Annotated in this window: 14 protein-coding genes and 1 tRNA gene; 10 read left to right on the forward strand and 5 right to left on the reverse strand. The window is 42.1% G+C overall.

The window, feature by feature from the left end:
• Position 1: 1 nt before the first annotated feature.
• Entirely contained in the window at positions 2–748 is a 747-nt protein-coding gene (locus tag POV27_RS14045; protein WP_272863420.1) for a hypothetical protein, read from the forward strand.
• A gap of 6 nt (positions 749–754) precedes the next feature.
• Here the strand turns inward: POV27_RS14045 and POV27_RS14050 are convergent, their stop codons facing one another.
• The 3 genes from POV27_RS14050 to POV27_RS14060 form a co-directional block, all read right to left on the reverse strand.
• The gene (locus POV27_RS14050; RefSeq protein ID WP_272863421.1) at positions 755–1,597 is read right to left on the reverse strand and encodes an alpha/beta fold hydrolase; all 843 of its coding nucleotides are present in this window, start codon (positions 1,595–1,597) and stop codon (positions 755–757) included.
• Positions 1,598–1,611: 14 nt separating this feature from the next.
• The gene (locus POV27_RS14055; protein ID WP_272863422.1) at positions 1,612–2,364 is read right to left on the reverse strand and encodes a UDP-2,3-diacylglucosamine diphosphatase; all 753 of its coding nucleotides are present in this window, start codon (positions 2,362–2,364) and stop codon (positions 1,612–1,614) included.
• Between the two features lie 61 nt (positions 2,365–2,425).
• Positions 2,426–2,875 carry a 6-pyruvoyl trahydropterin synthase family protein gene (locus POV27_RS14060; RefSeq protein WP_272863423.1) on the reverse strand — a complete coding sequence of 150 codons (450 nt, stop codon included), beginning with the start codon at positions 2,873–2,875 and terminating at the stop codon, positions 2,426–2,428.
• Positions 2,876–3,076: 201 nt separating this feature from the next.
• On the opposite strand from POV27_RS14060, the gene POV27_RS14065 reads away from it, so the two are divergent.
• The 4 genes from POV27_RS14065 to POV27_RS14080 all read left to right on the forward strand — a co-directional run bounded on the left by POV27_RS14065 (position 3,077) and on the right by POV27_RS14080 (position 9,657).
• Positions 3,077–6,043 carry a sensor histidine kinase gene (locus POV27_RS14065; RefSeq protein ID WP_272863424.1) on the forward strand — a complete coding sequence of 989 codons (2,967 nt, stop codon included), beginning with the start codon at positions 3,077–3,079 and terminating at the stop codon, positions 6,041–6,043.
• Between the two features lie 3 nt (positions 6,044–6,046).
• A complete protein-coding gene (locus POV27_RS14070) occupies positions 6,047–6,793 on the forward strand; it encodes a LytR/AlgR family response regulator transcription factor (protein ID WP_272863425.1) in 747 nt (248 codons plus the stop codon).
• Between the two features lie 262 nt (positions 6,794–7,055).
• Positions 7,056–8,405 carry a hypothetical protein gene (locus tag POV27_RS14075; protein WP_272863426.1) on the forward strand — a complete coding sequence of 450 codons (1,350 nt, stop codon included), beginning with the start codon at positions 7,056–7,058 and terminating at the stop codon, positions 8,403–8,405.
• A 25-nt stretch (positions 8,406–8,430) separates the two neighbouring features.
• The gene (locus POV27_RS14080; RefSeq protein WP_272863427.1) at positions 8,431–9,657 is read left to right on the forward strand and encodes a hypothetical protein; all 1,227 of its coding nucleotides are present in this window, start codon (positions 8,431–8,433) and stop codon (positions 9,655–9,657) included.
• 75 nt (positions 9,658–9,732) lie between these two features.
• On the opposite strand, the gene POV27_RS14085 is transcribed toward POV27_RS14080, so the two are convergent.
• Positions 9,733–11,070 carry an MATE family efflux transporter gene (locus tag POV27_RS14085; RefSeq protein ID WP_272863428.1) on the reverse strand — a complete coding sequence of 446 codons (1,338 nt, stop codon included), beginning with the start codon at positions 11,068–11,070 and terminating at the stop codon, positions 9,733–9,735.
• 146 nt (positions 11,071–11,216) lie between these two features.
• On the opposite strand from POV27_RS14085, the gene POV27_RS14090 reads away from it, so the two are divergent.
• Positions 11,217–12,896, forward strand: a complete 1,680-nt coding sequence (locus POV27_RS14090; RefSeq protein WP_272863429.1) for a T9SS type B sorting domain-containing protein — start codon at positions 11,217–11,219, stop codon at positions 12,894–12,896.
• Here POV27_RS14090 and POV27_RS14095 read toward each other — a convergent pair.
• Positions 12,886–13,389 (reverse strand): GNAT family N-acetyltransferase, encoded by a 504-nt coding sequence (locus POV27_RS14095; protein WP_272863430.1) that lies wholly within the window; start codon positions 13,387–13,389, stop codon positions 12,886–12,888. The genes POV27_RS14090 and POV27_RS14095 overlap by 11 nt on opposite strands.
• A gap of 70 nt (positions 13,390–13,459) precedes the next feature.
• Here POV27_RS14095 and POV27_RS14100 point away from each other — a divergent pair, with 70 nt between their 5' ends.
• The 4 genes from POV27_RS14100 to POV27_RS14115 all read left to right on the forward strand — a co-directional run bounded on the left by POV27_RS14100 (position 13,460) and on the right by POV27_RS14115 (position 16,390).
• Positions 13,460–14,251: a universal stress protein gene (locus POV27_RS14100; RefSeq protein WP_272863431.1), complete on the forward strand. Its 792-nt coding sequence runs from the start codon at positions 13,460–13,462 to the stop codon at positions 14,249–14,251.
• Between the two features lie 111 nt (positions 14,252–14,362).
• A complete protein-coding gene (locus POV27_RS14105; protein ID WP_272863432.1) occupies positions 14,363–15,121 on the forward strand; it encodes a universal stress protein in 759 nt (252 codons plus the stop codon).
• Positions 15,122–15,175: 54 nt separating this feature from the next.
• A tRNA-Ala gene (locus POV27_RS14110) sits at positions 15,176–15,249 on the forward strand.
• Positions 15,250–15,757: 508 nt separating this feature from the next.
• On the forward strand, positions 15,758–16,390 hold the full coding sequence (locus POV27_RS14115) for a hypothetical protein (protein ID WP_272863433.1): 633 nt from the start codon (positions 15,758–15,760) through the stop codon (positions 16,388–16,390).
• Positions 16,391–16,425: the final 35 nt, after the last annotated feature.

The raw sequence follows: 16,425 nt of genomic DNA on the forward strand, positions 1-16,425 counted from the left end.
TATGATCCATAGCAGATTCTGTGCTGTTGTTTTTGCAATTTTGAGTTGTTGTTTTAACTCTCTGGCTCAAGATTGCGAAGAATTTCAAAGGCACCTTCAATCCATAGATACTACCTTCTTTCCAGGACGGAGTCAAACTAATTGGGATTCCATAGTAAATGCAAACCGGGCATTTGTAGACTATACGATTGAAAAGCTTCTTGATAAACCTTCCGACAGTTGCTTTATTTCGAATAGAAATCTACTGAGAAAACTTAAGGACGTTCATTGCGATGACCAAAAGACAGTCATTCAGGATACCCTTACCAAAGGCGAAGCAATCAAAGTTATGCTGATAGCTGGCAAGTTTGATCCAAACAAGCATTCCATAAAAATAAACAAGGAGTCTTCCTTTTTTGAAAGCGTAGATGGAGCTTTTCCTTTTGGCGGACAGTACGGAGGTATAGAAGTTAAAATTGAGCAAATCCGAATAACCATTGACGGGAAACCCCTTCAAATTCCTAAAAAGTCCTACGGAAATTTATACAATCCATCTTTATGCGGGCATACTTCGTTTGTAAGGAGCATAGAAGTTTATGAATCTTTGAGCGGAGACTATATTTACCTCTACATTTTTGGTGGAAATGCGGCGAGTACATATTTCGCAAAGCTCATTTTCGATAAGACACAATTCCTCACAAAAATAGTAAGCGATTACTATCCTATGAGTATACATGGTTCCTTTAGAGCCGACTTCATTGGCTATTGAAATGCTTTAACTTATAAAATCTGAAATGATTTGGGCAATTTCATCTGGATTTTCCTCCTGAATGAAATGCTTGGCTTCCAAAAGGTGTATGTTTGTTTCAGCAATGTTGAGGTCTTTCTTAACTCTTTCCTTCTGCCGTTCCCACAATAAGAAGGAATCGTGTTTTCCCCAAATGACAGCAACGGGAATGTTCAATCCCTTAAGCACTTCACTGAAATCGGGCAATTTGTTACAGGTCTGGGTAAAGAAATAGTACATGGCCCGTGTCTTGCCTTCCTTCAACGGAACTTTATACCCAACTTCGTCTTCCTTGGTGAGGTTGTTTTCAACCAAACCACTATTAAAAAGACCCTTTATCATCGTACCAGTAGTGATGCCATTTCTATAGCTCCACATCGCCATTTTTGCCAAAAGTCCTTTTTCGAATCGGATGGGTGGAGAAAATCCTTCCTCGTAAATGAGGGTGTTGAGAATGACCAATTTTGAGACGCTCTCAGGAGCCCTTCGAAGCATTTCCCAGGTCCACAATCCGCCTGCATCATGCATAACATGCGTCCAGTTCTTAATTCCCAAGGCATCCATAAGCGCCAAGATTCGTTCGGCATGTTTTTTTTCAGAATAGATTTCGTATCCCTTTGGGGAATCACTATTTCCAAATCCTAACATATCGGGAACTATGACTCGGTGATTTTCGGAAAGGGAATCGATCATATGCCGATACAGCCACCCCGAGGTAGGTACTCCATGCAATAACAGTATGACCTCGCCTTCTCCATTATCTATATAAGCAAGATCTCCATCTGCCGTGGTAAACTTTTGCTGTGCTTGCCTAAATTGAGAATAGTTCATTGTAAGTAGGAAGGCTAGTACTCCTTCAATTCAAACTTTTCACCATCGAAAACGCCATAAGTAAAATGTGTGATCCAGTCACCCAGATTAAAATAGGTCGAATTTTCACCCACTTGTATTTCCATAGGTAAGTGGCGATGGCCAAAAACAAAATAGTCATAGTGCTTGTCCTGAAGCTTACGTTTGGCGTATTGTGCCAGCCATTCGTTCTCTTCTCCCAAGAACTTCTTGTCCTCATCGCCTGAGATCAGCTTGTTTTTTACAGACATATACTGCGCTATGCGCATGCCCCATTCTGGATGTAACCAGCGAAACAACCAATTGAAAACAGGATTGGTGAAGATTTTCTTCATACGTTTGTAGCCTTTGTCTCCTGGACCTTTTCCATCGCCATGGCCAATAAGGAAGTGCTTATCATTAAAGGTAAACTCCTTTACATCGCGGTAGGTAGGGATTTTCAATTCGTCCTCGAAATAGGTGCGCATCCATAGGTCATGATTACCCACAAAGAAGTGGATAGGGATGCCTCGATCGGATAATTCAGCCAATTTTCCCAGAACGCGCACAAATCCTTTGGGGACTACAGTTTTGTACTCGAACCAAAAATCGAAAAGGTCTCCCAATAGGAAAATGGCAGCGGCATCTTCTTTCACTTCGTCCAACCAGCGAACAAACTTCAATTCCCTGGGCCTACTGGCTTCCATGGTAGGAGCCCCTAAGTGATTGTCGCTCGAGAAGTAAATTTTTTTACCCTTGGGAATTTGCATTGGATAAAGATAAGGAAAAGAGTTTTCGGGCTAACGCCCTTTATGGGGTTTCCGAAGGAGATTAGTTATCGCTCGCAAACCACTCCGCAAAGCTCGTTTCGGTTTCCTGTAGTTTTAGCGAGTGCAGGGTGATCCCAGCTGGCAATCGTTTTTTGATTTTATCGGCAAAGTCCAAAACCATCATTTCGCTGGTGGGTTGATAATCTACCAATAATACGTTATGATCACGATCGCTTAATTCTTTAGCCAATTCTACGTGTGGGGTGTTTTTGTTGAAAACCGTGGCATGATCGAATACATCGACGATCTCTTCCTTCACTATTTTCTTGAGATCCCCAAAATCGATTACCATCCCGAATTTTACATGGTTGTTATCCGAAATGGGCTGTCCGATAACGGTAACCGATAGTTTATAGCTATGGCCGTGTACATTTCTGCATTTCCCATCATAACCATAGAGGGCATGACCGGTTTCGAAAGAGAACATTTTGGTGATTCTTATTTGCGCCATTTTTATTGCTTCTTTTTGGAAGAGGTTCTATGATATTTTCGGGCTTTCATCTTATTGTAAAGAACTACTATTACCACAAACAATCCGAGGACCATAAAAAGTCCGTTTCCACTTAAAAAATTAAGTATATCCATAATCGTAAAATACTGGGCATAAAAATACCACTATTTTAGAAACTCAAACGGGCATTTCGGAAGTTGAATGAATCCTCCTACCTCAAAAATTGTAGCTTTGGTAAAATTTGGTCAGTTGTTGCGATTTTCCATAATCCTACTTTCTTTTTTATGCTTCGGAACCCTAGTCGCTCAGGAGCCCAGTGCCATACACCTTACCGAAAAGGACGGCCTTCCCGATATTGAGTTCTACGATATGTTACCCGATCGCCAAGGGTTTATTTGGTTGGCGGCAGACAAGGGGTTGTTTCGATATGATGGAAAGACCTTCAAAAATTATTCGAACCCCGAAAAACGGGGACTTTCCGTTTTCAACCTAGTGGAGGACCCAAAGGGTCGTATTTGGTGTAAGAATATTTCAGGACAGATCTTCTACATCGAAAATGATGAACTGATCACTTTCATGGACTTGGAATTGAGCCTGTTGGGAGAGGCGTTTAATATCAACATTCTCAACAATCAGCTCTATCTTTTTTTGAGGGATAAAGCGCTTATTGTCGATATTGAAACCAAGGACATTTTAGAAGTGGAATTTGACAAGCATGATGTAATTGGCAACGGGTTTGTTTTTAAGGGAGCTGTGTATAATATATACAATGATCAACTTTTGGAGTTTCACCCGGATGGTACAGCAAATTCCTTATTTAGTGTGGAGGAACTTGCCATTCCCGATCTACAATACCGTTTTTTCCTATTTCAGAACCAGCTTTTTATGTTGACCAAAGTGGACGGACGGAACCACTTGTATATGGTAGATACCAGGGCACCGTCCATGAAGGAAATCGAGTTGCCCTCCGAGCTTTGGAGCCCAACATTGGTAAGGTTTGTAGGTGAAGGGAATACATTGTGGGTAGCTACTTCTTCTGGAGCGTTTCAATATGCTTTTTCACAGGAAAAATTCATTTTCAAAAACCACTTTCTGAAGGATAAGTTCGTAACCAAATTTTTGATAGACCGTAATGGGAACTCTTGGTTTACCACGCTGGACGATGGTATATACGTATTGCCCAACATTCATGTAAAGCGCTACGAATTACCTGAAGAGTTGAATCATATTTCCGCATTGAACAAGGTTTCGGAAGATGAATTTATCTTTGGCACTTTCAGCGGCAGGGCAGGACGCTATCGGATCATGGATCAGGAGTATGATTTGTTCCCTAGGGATTTCGGAAGGGTGTCGGGAGTCTTCTACCATCGAGATTTGGAAACAAATTTCATTAGCCCGGATGGTGCTAGAAAAGGGTATGGCATCTCCGATGCTGGAGAGGATGAAATGAACTTTTTGGTGAATGTAAAGGATTTTGCCATTGTGGAAGAAACCTCTTTTATGGTAGCACAATCGGGAAAGGCTATTATAGTGGATGAAGCGAAAAAAGGAACGTCTTCACATATGGAATTACTGGACTCCAAACGCTCTTATTCTTGTTATTACGATCGGCAAAAAAAAGACTATTACGTAAGCTATGCCGATGCTCTGGTCCGACACGATTCTTTGCTTAATTCGCACCCTATTTTACATAATAATAGGTCCATTTTCGCTCTGGACATTACCCAAACTGAAGACGGGATTATCTGGGTAACTACTTTCAATAATGGAATTTTGGGCATCGTAAACGATGAGGTTTTTGCTGTTTATAATACCGAAAATGGATTGGTGTCTAATCAAACCTCGAAAATACAGAATGAAGGTAATTTTCTTTGGGTGGCTACGGACTATGGCATCCAAAGAATTGATACTGAAACCGAAACTGTGAGAACACTTACGCGACAGGATGGGATTCCTTCCTATAAAATTTCGGGAATAGCGGTATTGAAGGACAGAATCGTATTTGGTAGTAATCTCGGCATTTTTGAAGTGGATAGGAAACGAGCTTTTCGCCAACGTCCTCCCCCAAAAGTGTATTTTAAAAGTATAACCATTGCAAAGGAAGCACGTGAAATCCAAGAGGATTATCATCTAACGTATGACCAAAACAATATCCGTTTCGATTTCCACGCCAATGGCTTCAATACGAACGAGAATATCGTTTATGAATACCGATTGTTGGGAGGAAACGAAAGTTGGACCTCCTTGGAAATGGGAGTTGACTTTGCTGAATTTGGAAGTCTCTCCAACGGCCAATATACGTTCGAGGTTCGGGCCAAAAATGCCTTTGCCGAACAGGTATCGAAAGTACAACGGGTTTCCTTCAGCATTGCCTCCCCCTTTTGGGAGCGTTGGTGGTTTGTAGTGGGTTGTATTTCTCTGTTGCTGCTGTTCGTGATATTGTACTTCAATAAGCTTCAAAAGCGAAAGGAACGGGATAAAAACCTTGAGGTGAACCAATTGCAGTTGGAGAATCAGCTTACCTCTTTAAAGTTGGAAAATTTGCGTTCGCAAATGAATCCACATTTCATTTTTAATGCGCTTAATTCCATTCAGGAATATATTGTACTCAACCAAAAACAATTGGCCAGCGACTATTTGGGAAAATTTGCCGATCTGGTGCGCACCTACTTAAAGCACAGCGGTAAAGGAACGATTACACTTCAAGAAGAAATCGATTGTTTGGAAATGTACTTGGAGCTGGAACAAATGCGATTTGAGGACAAATTGAAATATAGCATCAGCAAAAGTCAGGATCTTTTCCCAGAAGAAATCCAAATTCCTACCATGCTTATACAACCATACGTGGAGAATTCATTAAAGCACGGATTGTTGCACAAAAAGGACAATTGTTTGCTCACGGTTTCTTTCAAATTTGCGGATGATTTCAGAAATATTATTTGTGAAGTAGAAGACAACGGCATAGGAAGGGAACGCGCCATGGAGTATCTTAAAAAAAGAAAGAAAAACCATGAATCTTTTGCTACTAAAGCCAATGACGACCGCCTAGAACTATTGAATTACGAAAAGAAGAAAAAAATCGGGGTAGTGATCGAAGATTTGTACGATACGGAAGAAAACCCATCAGGAACCAAAGTTACCATCACCATACCCTGTACAAAAGAATAAGATATGAAGGCAATCATTATAGATGACGAACCCAAAGCCCGGAAATTGCTTCAAGTACTCTTGGAAGAAAATTGTCCTGCGGTAGACGATATTTACCAAGCTGGGGATTTGTTGGCAGGGGTAGAATGCATTAAACAGGAGCGACCCCAAATCGTGTTTCTAGATATTGAAATGCCCCAGCATTCGGGATTGGAAATCGTGGATTTCTTGGATCGTGAGGAACTCAATTTCGAAATTATTTTTACGACAGCCTATAGCGAATACGCCATACAGGCCTTCGAGCTTTCGGCCGTAGACTACATCCTGAAACCGCTTCGTCCTAGCAAAGTAGTCGATGCCGTGGAAAAGGCGATGGCTTCCTTGGGAAAATCGCAAGTGCATGTAAAACTGGAAGAGCTCAAGGCCATACTTTCCTCTTCGCAGTTCAAGAAGATTGCTTTACCCGTGGCAGAAGGCATCCGCTTTGTGGAATTTGATAAGATCATCATGTTAGAGGCCAATGGTATGTATACTAAGATAAGCATGATCGATGAGGAAATACTCATTAGCAAGCCCTTGAAGCATTTTGTGGAATTGCTTCAGAAAGCACCTACCTTTTATAAACCGCATCGTTCCTATCTCATCAATTTGGCGTTTATTAAGCAATATGTAAAAAGTGATGGCGGATATATCCTTATGGATAACGATAGGGCCGTCTCCATTTCCAAGGATAAAAAGGACGAGTTTTTGAGTATCGTCCAGAGTTTATGACCGTTTAGAAGTCGAAAAGCGCATTTCAGAAATCGCGATGAGTTTTTGGGAGGGGAATCATTTAGTTTTACCCTGCCTAATGAAACGGAGTACTAACTGACCAAGTTTATTTTTCAAGGTAAGACTGTCAAAATTTTTGGCAGTCTTTTTTTATTCCCCATATCCCATTCTTTTAGAAATTCAAAACGGGGATTCAGAAATTTCTGTCAGAAAAAAGAAACAACTCAATTCATATTTGCATCAGCATTAACGACCAGCAATTATGAAAAAATCAATCCTCTTTTTACTTCTAGCCATGTGCTTCGGAATAGCAAAAGCACAACAAAACCAAAACGAAATCCTACAACAATATGCTTCTGGAAAGTATGCTGTCTATAAAGTAAACGCCAAGAAAAAATTCGAAAAAGTAAAGAAAACTTGGCCATTGGAAATATCCAGTGAAGGAGGACAGGCTTCCAAGGTGTTGGTAAAGCGCTCTGGGATTTTAGATGAAAACTTTGAAGTAGACGTACCCGGATATCCCGCCTATTTCGGTTATAAAAATTATAGGCTCACCTTTCTGAAAAACTACGCTGCCTATTACGAATGGAATGGGAAGCAACAGGCAAAGGTGAAGTACATATTCGTAAAAGAAGGAGGTTCTTTCGGGAAGAGCTTTACCGATACCAATACGGAAATTGCTAGTTATGCAAAGGCCATTTTTGCCAACCAATCTTCGGCCAGAGCCGATGTGAAAAAGGAAAAGAAGGCCTTGGCCGAAGCTGAGCGACAAGCAAACTCCTTAGAAGGGAAATCGGTAGCAAAGATTGAAGTGGAGTGGATCAATCCGCCACAAAAGATCTCTCATTTCAGCAAATCCATTGACTTCGGAATTGTAGCAACCCTAAAAGATGGGTCGCAACTTAAAACCCCAAATCTGGGAGGAAAATTACCATGGAGCGATTTCGAATTTTCCAACGTGGGATGTAGCAATACTACAGAGCGAGTAAATGTAGAAGAGGATGCTTCTAAGATTCCGAACGATAAAGTGGTCGTACGGGCTACTTCTAGGTATCATCCCTCCCTCAAGGCCCAGAAGAGCTTGGCGACCACGAATGATATTTCCATCCAGGTGAGCAGGAATGGGTTTTATGGGGCCGACCGTGCAAGAGCGACGGGAATGGCTACCGTGGGAGCCAGTCAGCGAGGTGGAAATGGCCATAGTCTTACCGTAAAAGTGAAGGGCGGCAAGAACAAGCAGACGGGTATGCCCATGAACAAAATTCAAATTTATGATGAGAGTGAGCGTAAAGTAATCGCTCGATACAAACTATCGCCTGCTACCCAACTCATTCTTAATGTGAACGGAGGAAAAGGACAATGGGGAAGCGATGGTTCCAGCGCCAGTTTCCCGAATGGTGATGACGGCGGAAATGGTGGAAATGGCGGTACTATCACCATCCTGAAAGATCCCTCGGTCACCTCTATGAACATTACCGTGAATAACAAAGGTGGTGCTGGTGGTGCTGGTGGAAAGCGATACAATGTAAATGGAACATCTGGTAGCACCGGAAGAAGCGGTAGTACTGGTAGCAACACTACCAAAACACAATCTGTAACACTTGATTTTTAACTATAGAACCAATTTAAATTTTAGTATGATGAGAAAACAAACAATAATCACGGCACTTTTAAGTCTGTTCCTAATCATAGGGATTAGCAACACGGCCGAAGCACAATTCGGGAAGAAAGCCAAACAGGCCTTAGGATTGGGTAAAAAAGGCAAGAAGAAGAAGAAAGGAAAAGGCGGAGGATCTGCCAAATTTTCGGACTTCAACAATGAAGCTGATGAAATGGGCGTAACCGGACAATACTTCGAATTGAAAGATGGGAAAGCCTATGGATTCCGATTCGTAAAGGAAGCCGATGGAAAAATGGTGAACCAGTTGCACTATTTCGAATCCAAGGGAGATCCTGCCCTAAAAATGGCCATGAAAGAAAGCTACTATAACAAGTACCAGGTGAAATTGTTCTTTGAATGGATGAGCGCTAGTTCTTCAGGATATATAGAATTGATTGAGGTAGACCCAGGGGTATTGGCCCAGATAAAGAGTGACCGTAGCCTGAACCGCTATGAAGATCCTGTGCCATTGGATGCCGAGCGTACCGTGATCAATGTGTATGCAAAAGACAAAGCAGCTTTCGATACATGGGATATTGAAACGGCTCAAGCCAAAGTAGATATGGTGGTAGGAACCTTGAAAGGAGCGCAAGGCGAGAAGATTAAGAAGAAGTTGATGCGTTTCGAGGTGTACAAAAACTACAAAGGGAAGATCGCTTTTGCCAAAGGAACTAACTACTTGCGTAACCAGAAGGACAATCAGCCTATCGAGAAGCCAGAAAACTTCATTACCAAAAGAGAATTGGGGTCTACGGTAGCATTTAAACCTTATTTCGAGCAGCCATTGGAGCAGAGCCACCCAGGTGCATGGTTCAATATTACGTATGAAATGGCGGGTGTAAAAACCGATAGAGAGGCCTTGCGTAAGTCCAGTTCTACTTTTGCGAAGAACATTCCGCAGATCGACAAAGACAAAGATAAGTTCTACTTCTGGTATCCTAAGGTGACCATTAACACCTCTAATAATGTGGCCGATTACGCCTTCTTGGAGTTGTTGCGTTTGGCTCAAGATAAACTGCAAGCGGGTCAGACCTATGATCTAAAAGTGACGGTTTGGGCTCATAAGGACGGAGAAAACCTAGATCCAGTGGCACAGGGGACCATTCAGTTGGAGTATACCGCCGAAGCCAATGGAACACAAAAATTATTATTCGACCCCGTAGACGGTTGGGTAACCAAAATAGAAGATGTTTTAGATGAGTAATACGTTGGTGTTAGGATTGTCTTAGACTTATACAATCCGTTTGGTCGGCCAGGTTGTTGAGGAGCAGCCTGGCCTTTATTTTACCAGCACATAGTATTTTCTCCAGTACTTAATGATCAAGGCCAGGGCGCGGTAAGCCACCCAAACGATCATAGCGAGCCAAATGCCGTAGAGCTCCCAATCTAAATATTTGGTTACGTATAAAACGGGTACGAAACCAAATAACGTAGCTCCCAGAAGAACGTTTCGCAAATACCCCATTTCTCCCAATCCCTTAAAAATGGCATCCAATGTAAATGCTAGAGAACAGAAAGGAAGACTTATAATGACCATGTAAAAAATATCTTTGAACAAGGAAATGACCTTGGCATCATCGTTAAAGAATCCACCGATATAATCATAACCCGCTACTCCCAATAGCATGAGCAACAAAGCGACTACTAGGTTATAGGCATTCACCCGTTTGGTCACGGTCCAAAGGGCTTTAAAGTTTTGTTCTCCCAGAAGTTTACCTCCCAGAATATTTCCTGCAGCGCCATAGCCATCGATAAAGAAGGCGGCGAATATCCAGACATTATAGGCAATTACATGGGCTGCGATGTATTCTTTTCCTAAATCTGTCGCCTCTCGGGTTGCTAGAATAAGTGCTGCATTCAATGCAATGGATCGCAAAATAAGATTCGCACTCATTACAATGAGACGATGTATTTCTGGATGAATATCCCGTTTCAGCCGAAGCGAGACATCTGTTTTTTTCAATAGTAAAATCAAGGAAAGCAATGCCATGATTGCCTGTGAAACAAGACTGGCCCAAGCCGCTCCAATTACATTCATGGGTTCGATAACATCGGGAATACCGTAGACAAGGGCAAAGTCCAAAATCACGTTGATTCCGGCACCGATGGCCGCAATGATCATGGGCCAAAATGTATTCTGAAGTCCCCGGAACAAGCCAAAAACGGCAAAGGTGAACAGGGTTAATGGGAACCCCCAAACCCGTATGTTATAATAGTCTACGCTGAGGTCCAAGATCATCCCCTTTGCATTAAAGAGAATGAAGATTTCTTCCACAAAGAAATAAGTGGAAAAGAGTACGATGATGCTCAACGCAATATTGTAGAAAATTGCTTGTGCGGGAAACCGTTTCAATTGTTCAATTTTCCCGGCACCCAGATTTTGAGCAACGATTGCGGCAATGGCACTTCGGGTTTGCGCCAAAATCCAAATGAGCGCAGATAAAAACGACCCCACGATCCCTACAGCAGCCAAGGACTCCGTTCCGTATTCGGGAATATTCCCAACAATAGCAGTGTCCGTAATAGACAGCACAGGCTCTGCTACACCTGCAATAATAGCGGGTATGGCCAGCTGTTGGATTCGGGAAAAAGAGATATTGGTTTCTGAAGATTTCAAGTCGCAAAATTACTTGAAAACTTTGGGAGAATACAATATATTGAAGGTCAAATATTTCAGCAGCTTTAAATTCATTATCTTTAGTTGTTGCTATGATCTTGAGAAGAATTTTTAACCTCCTGTTCTTTTTCTCCCACTCGCTTTTTTTGGCGCAAGAGTGCCCAGATTTATTGGATCCAACCGATGGCGCGGTAGATGTTCCGGTGACCACTTCCATAAGTTGGGAAAGTGTCGTTGGGGTTTCCGGTTACCGAATTTCCTTGGGGACATCCCCAGGCGGTTTTGAAATTGTGAACAACCAGAACGTGGGAAATGCTACTACATTTACACCTCCTTTGGGACTGCCCGAATCTACCGAGGTTTTTGTGACCATTACCCTATTCTTCTTTAATCAGGATGATATAGAATGCCCTAGCCAGTCATTTCGTACCGAAGATGTTACCTCCATCCCTGTATGTACAGAGCTTACGAGTCCACAGGATGGCGATGTGGATGTACCCAGAACTACAAATCTCTTCTGGAGTTATGCTCCCTTAGCAACAGGATATCGCATTAGGATAGGAACCTCTCCTGGGGCAGGGGATATTGTGAACAACCAAGATGTAGGGAATGTACTGAGTTTTAATCCTCCTGGGGATTTACCCATTGGAGTTCCTATATATGTACAGATTACTCCATACAATGAGAATGGAAATGCAACGGGTTGTCCAGAGGAAAGTTTTATTACTGCAGATTTGGGAGACCCTCCGGGATGTACCCAGCTTATTAGCCCATTGGATGGAGCCACGAATGTAGAACTCTCCCCTTTGTTGGAATGGGAACCCGTTCCTGGAGCCACGGGATATATAGTTTATTTGGGACGAACTCCTTTCGAAAATGACGTGTTGGACGGTACCATCTTCTTTACCAATGCGACTTTCGTATTGAATTTTGAAGCCAACAATACCTATTTCATCCGCATTATTCCTTTCAATAAAGCGGGTCCGGCTCAGGGTTGTGCGCAGGAATCATTCGCGACTATTCTAGGATGTGGCCCATTCATAGACGATGATACAGGGGAAATTATCTATCTGAACCCCGAAATCGATTTTCCGGATCAGATAAGCATTTGCGAAAATGAACTTCCCACTAGAATTACCACTACCGATGAAGCAGATGGATTCCGATGGTATCAGATTGGCCCTTCGGGAAATGAAACGCTCATATCGGAAGCACCCTCGGTAAATATTTCAGAAACGGGGACCTACATTTATGAGGCGTATACGGTAGTAAATCAGGACGGGGTAATCGTAGAGTGTCCTACTTCCAAAGAGTTTACGGTAGTTTCCTCTTCTACTGCGCGTATCGATGATATTGATATTGAATTGGTGGGACAACGATTTAATATCACGGTTTTGGCTTCTGGGATCGGGGATTATGAATATTCCCTCTTGGACAGCGTGGGCGGTTATTCGGACAACAATACCTTCACAAACCTTGAGGCAGGAACCTACACCGTGTATGTGCGCGACAAGAATGGATGCGGGGTGGTAGAAGAAACTTTTGAATTGCGATTACGACCTCCCGGATTCCCACAGTTCTTTACACCCAACGGAGATGGTTTCAACGATCTTTGGCAGTACATTCCTCCCAAAGAAAACCCACTGAATATTCGGTATATCTTCATTTATGACCGAATGGGGAAGCTGATGATTATTATTAAACCCGATAGTGAAGGATGGAATGGCATGTATCGCGGCAATCCCCTACCTTCTTCAGAATATTGGTACCGCGCCCAGCTTTGGGATGGCACCCAAATTCGCGGTCATTTCTCCCTTATAAGATAAGCTCGTAGCAATAGAAAGGATCTTCACTTTGCTTAGGGAAATAAATATCTCCTAGGCGTTCGTATCCTCTTTTTTCATAGAAACGCTGGTTCCTAGGATTTTTACTGAAGGTATCCAGGCGAACCGATACGCCGTGATTCTTTCGGATTTCACTTTCGGCAAAATCCATCATTTTTTTGGCCAATCCCTGATGCTGAAAGTCTGGGTGAATGGCCAATCTATGGATGTAATAGTTATTACCGTCTGGCGTGAGCCAATCGATCGATTCGTATTCTTCGTCTTTTAGGGTAGAAATGACAATGGTTCCCATGATCGTATTTTCTTCATTGGTAAGGACATAAAGCTCTTCCCTTTCTATATCTTTAATGAAAGCTTTGGGGTTGGGGTAGTGCTCGTTCCACTGATAAATACCGTTGGCTATCATTTTGGCACCACAGGCGCGGGTCATGACCATAATTTCTTCGATTTGGGAAAGTTTCCCCTTTTGTATCATAATAATGCGCTAATTTTGCAACAGATTTAAAGATACTATTTCTTTACCTTGTAATCTTAAAGTAGCAGTGATGAAAAATATTTTGGTTCCCGTAGGTTCTTCAGAAAGTGCAGTAGGTACATTGCAGTATGCCATCGATTTGGCCGAAACCGTAGGCGCCTACGTGTATGTGTTGTCTGTTTTTCAGGAGTTTTCTAAAGTAGGGGGCCTTACCAAGGTGAATACCATTATTAAGGAAGACACCGAAAACTTATTGGAAGAAGTTCTTTCTAAAGTGGATCATAAAAACGTTACTGTGATTTCCCATCCCATAAAGGGAAGCGTGTTGGATATTGTGGAGCGATTCAATAAGCACGTTGAGATTGATTTAATGGTGCTGTCGCCAAGAAGCAATTCTATAAATGAGGAGTTGTATTTAGGGAAAACCTCTGGTAAGTTGGTTAAGGATACCAACATTCCGGCACTCATTGTACCAGAAGGAACTGTATTTCAAGCCCCTTCTAAGGTATTGATGGCCTTTAAGAATGGAAACTTCCCGAAGAAAAAGATGTTGGAGCCCCTACGCAATTTCATAAAGCATTTCGATACCAAGGTGAGTCTGTTGCATGTAGAGACTCCCGAAACCGATGAAAAGATGCGCAAAGTAAGTGGGAAGCTTCAGAAAATATCCGATTCGTATACACAATCTACCAATGTTACTACCTTTCAGGCCGTGTTGGAGCATTTTCAGTCGCATAATCCGGATATGATCTGTGTGGTACGACGCAGAAGAGGATTCTTCAAAAAGCTTTGGGAAAAGGATACGGTACTTAAAAGGGAATTCTACACTACCAAGCCTTTATTGGTGCTAAGTGTCCAGTAGTAAGTTTTTTACGCCCCATTTTGGTTGAGGATTTTTCAGAAAATTCGTACTTTTGCACCTGATTTTTGAAAAATTCACAACTATCGGTTAAAAAACTACTTTTACTTCAAAATGAAAAACATTCTCGTTCCTGTTGGCTCTGTTGAAAATGGAGTGAACAATTTGCGTTATGCCGTTAACTTTGCCAGTTTTACCCAAGCCAGGGTATATGTTACTTGCATTAAGACGGACGAAAATACCGAAGCCGTACTTCGGGAGGTATTAAACAGTGTAGATACCAAAGATGTTCAGGTGGTATCCAAGCGAATTTCAGGTGATATTTTTGAAGGGATTGCTTCGCTTTCCCGTGTCTTGAACATCGATTTTATGATTCTTTCCCCACAGAGTGTGGATATTAATGATGAGGTATATTTGGGAAAAGTAACTGGGAAAATCGTTCGTCAGACAGAAATCCCTTTAATGATCGTTCCAAAGGACTATTTGTTCCGAAGGTTCGACAGTATCCTATTTGCATTTAAGAATGCCCCTATTGTGTCCGATGAAACTTCGGATACGCTAGAATCATTCTTAGAGATTTTTCACTCCAAACTTCACTTACTGCAAGTCGTTACGCCGGATACGGCTAATAATTTTAGGACTTTAAGCGAACCGGTGGCAAAGTTGAATGGGGAGTTAAGAACTACGGAGAACGCTACGGTTTTTGAAGGGATTGTAGAGCATTTCAATGCGATAGATCCTGAGATGCTTTGTATCCTGAGAAGAAAGGAAAAGATGAGCTTTTTCAGGAAGTTGTGGGGCACCCACAATGAGATTTTGAAGAAAGATTTCCATACATCGAAACCTTTATTGATTTTAAAGGAACGGGAATAAGAAAATTTCTTATTTTCGCAGTCCGATCTGATGTTCCCGTAACAGGGAATTCATGGGGATGTAGCTCAGCTGGCTAGAGCGCTTGACTGGCAGTCAAGAGGTCGTGGGTTCGAGTCCCATCTTCTCCACATCAAGCACTAAATCCATTTGTGAAAGCAAATGGATTTTTTATTTCCAAGGCTTGGAAGCTTGCTTTCAAAAGCCACAGGAAATAAAAAAAGGTTCTTGCCGTCAGGCGAGGGATTTAGTATTTGCAGTAGTGCGTGAATGTTGGGCCCAGCGGAGCAAATCCCATCTTCTCCACATCAAGCACTAAATCCATTTGTGAAAGCAAATGGATTTTTTATTTCCAAGCGAGGGGTAATTGTGGTCCGCTCCCGAAGTAATCCGCTTTTCGTGTTTCTAAAACCTTAGTCAATTTACGATTGGCCACGATAATTCTAACCTTCTTATCAACGCTTATCAGAAATATATTTTGAGCATGTTTTTGAAGGCAGTTCGTGGAAAATAGCATGCAACTTCCTCATTATGAGGTAAAAATACCAGAAAACCCATAGAAAAAACGGTATTTTTCCTCTTGTAGGCCCCTTGCCCTCCTTCTAATTTCGTCATGATTAATAATTAAACCATCAAATTATGAGAACAATTGTAAAAATGTTTTCTCTTGCACTTTGTTTTGCCCTTCTGGCATTTACTAATGAAGGTAAAGAAGTAGTGACTGGAGAAAACGAAGCGGGGAAAAGACACAAAGAACTTATTGTGAAATCACTCCGAGGACAGCACAAAGGGGATTATTCGAAAGTTTCTTTTCAGGAAATTACCACTAAAGTGGCTATGGATTGGATGAAAAAAAATGGACGCAAAAAGTGCAATGCAGTCAACAAATCGAATAAAAATGTGCTAAAAAAGATTAGCAAAAAAGGACAATTAAAGGGCTATCTTATCAAGGGGATTTCAAAAGGTAAGATCACGGAAGCCTTATTGGTCTACAATCAAACGGGTTTTCAGATTGAGAAGGCCGATTTCAGCTATTGGGTAGTTACCAATGGAGATGCCATGGCTTATGGTGACGACGACGATGATGACGATGATGAAGAACCAGAAGAATGTCCCACTACTTCGGAGACCAGTATGTATGGCTATGCTGCAGATTATACAACCTCGGCACCTTTCCCACCAGAGGATTACGGCAGCGGAGGTGCGTGCCCTTGTATGGCAGAGAGTGTCCCCGATGGTGAAGGCGGAGGGAACTGCGCAGAACAATGCTAAATGCCCTTTCCTAACCAGAAACAAAAAAAGCCCTG

Source organism: Aureisphaera galaxeae, assembly GCF_028561275.1.
Classification (GTDB): domain Bacteria; phylum Bacteroidota; class Bacteroidia; order Flavobacteriales; family Flavobacteriaceae; genus Aureisphaera; species Aureisphaera galaxeae.

Coding starts and splice junctions, on each gene's coding strand:
- POV27_RS14045 (WP_272863420.1), top strand. CDS start 2: ATGATCCATAGCAGATTCTGTGCTGTTGTTTTTGCAATTTTGAGTTGT.
- POV27_RS14050 (WP_272863421.1), bottom strand. CDS start 1,597: ATGAACTATTCTCAATTTAGGCAAGCACAGCAAAAGTTTACCACGGCA.
- POV27_RS14055 (WP_272863422.1), bottom strand. CDS start 2,364: ATGCAAATTCCCAAGGGTAAAAAAATTTACTTCTCGAGCGACAATCAC.
- POV27_RS14060 (WP_272863423.1), bottom strand. CDS start 2,875: ATGGCGCAAATAAGAATCACCAAAATGTTCTCTTTCGAAACCGGTCAT.
- POV27_RS14065 (WP_272863424.1), top strand. CDS start 3,077: ATGAATCCTCCTACCTCAAAAATTGTAGCTTTGGTAAAATTTGGTCAG.
- POV27_RS14070 (WP_272863425.1), top strand. CDS start 6,047: ATGAAGGCAATCATTATAGATGACGAACCCAAAGCCCGGAAATTGCTT.
- POV27_RS14075 (WP_272863426.1), top strand. CDS start 7,056: ATGAAAAAATCAATCCTCTTTTTACTTCTAGCCATGTGCTTCGGAATA.
- POV27_RS14080 (WP_272863427.1), top strand. CDS start 8,431: ATGATGAGAAAACAAACAATAATCACGGCACTTTTAAGTCTGTTCCTA.
- POV27_RS14095 (WP_272863430.1), bottom strand. CDS start 13,389: ATGATACAAAAGGGGAAACTTTCCCAAATCGAAGAAATTATGGTCATG.
- POV27_RS14100 (WP_272863431.1), top strand. CDS start 13,460: ATGAAAAATATTTTGGTTCCCGTAGGTTCTTCAGAAAGTGCAGTAGGT.
- POV27_RS14105 (WP_272863432.1), top strand. CDS start 14,363: ATGAAAAACATTCTCGTTCCTGTTGGCTCTGTTGAAAATGGAGTGAAC.
- POV27_RS14115 (WP_272863433.1), top strand. CDS start 15,758: ATGAGAACAATTGTAAAAATGTTTTCTCTTGCACTTTGTTTTGCCCTT.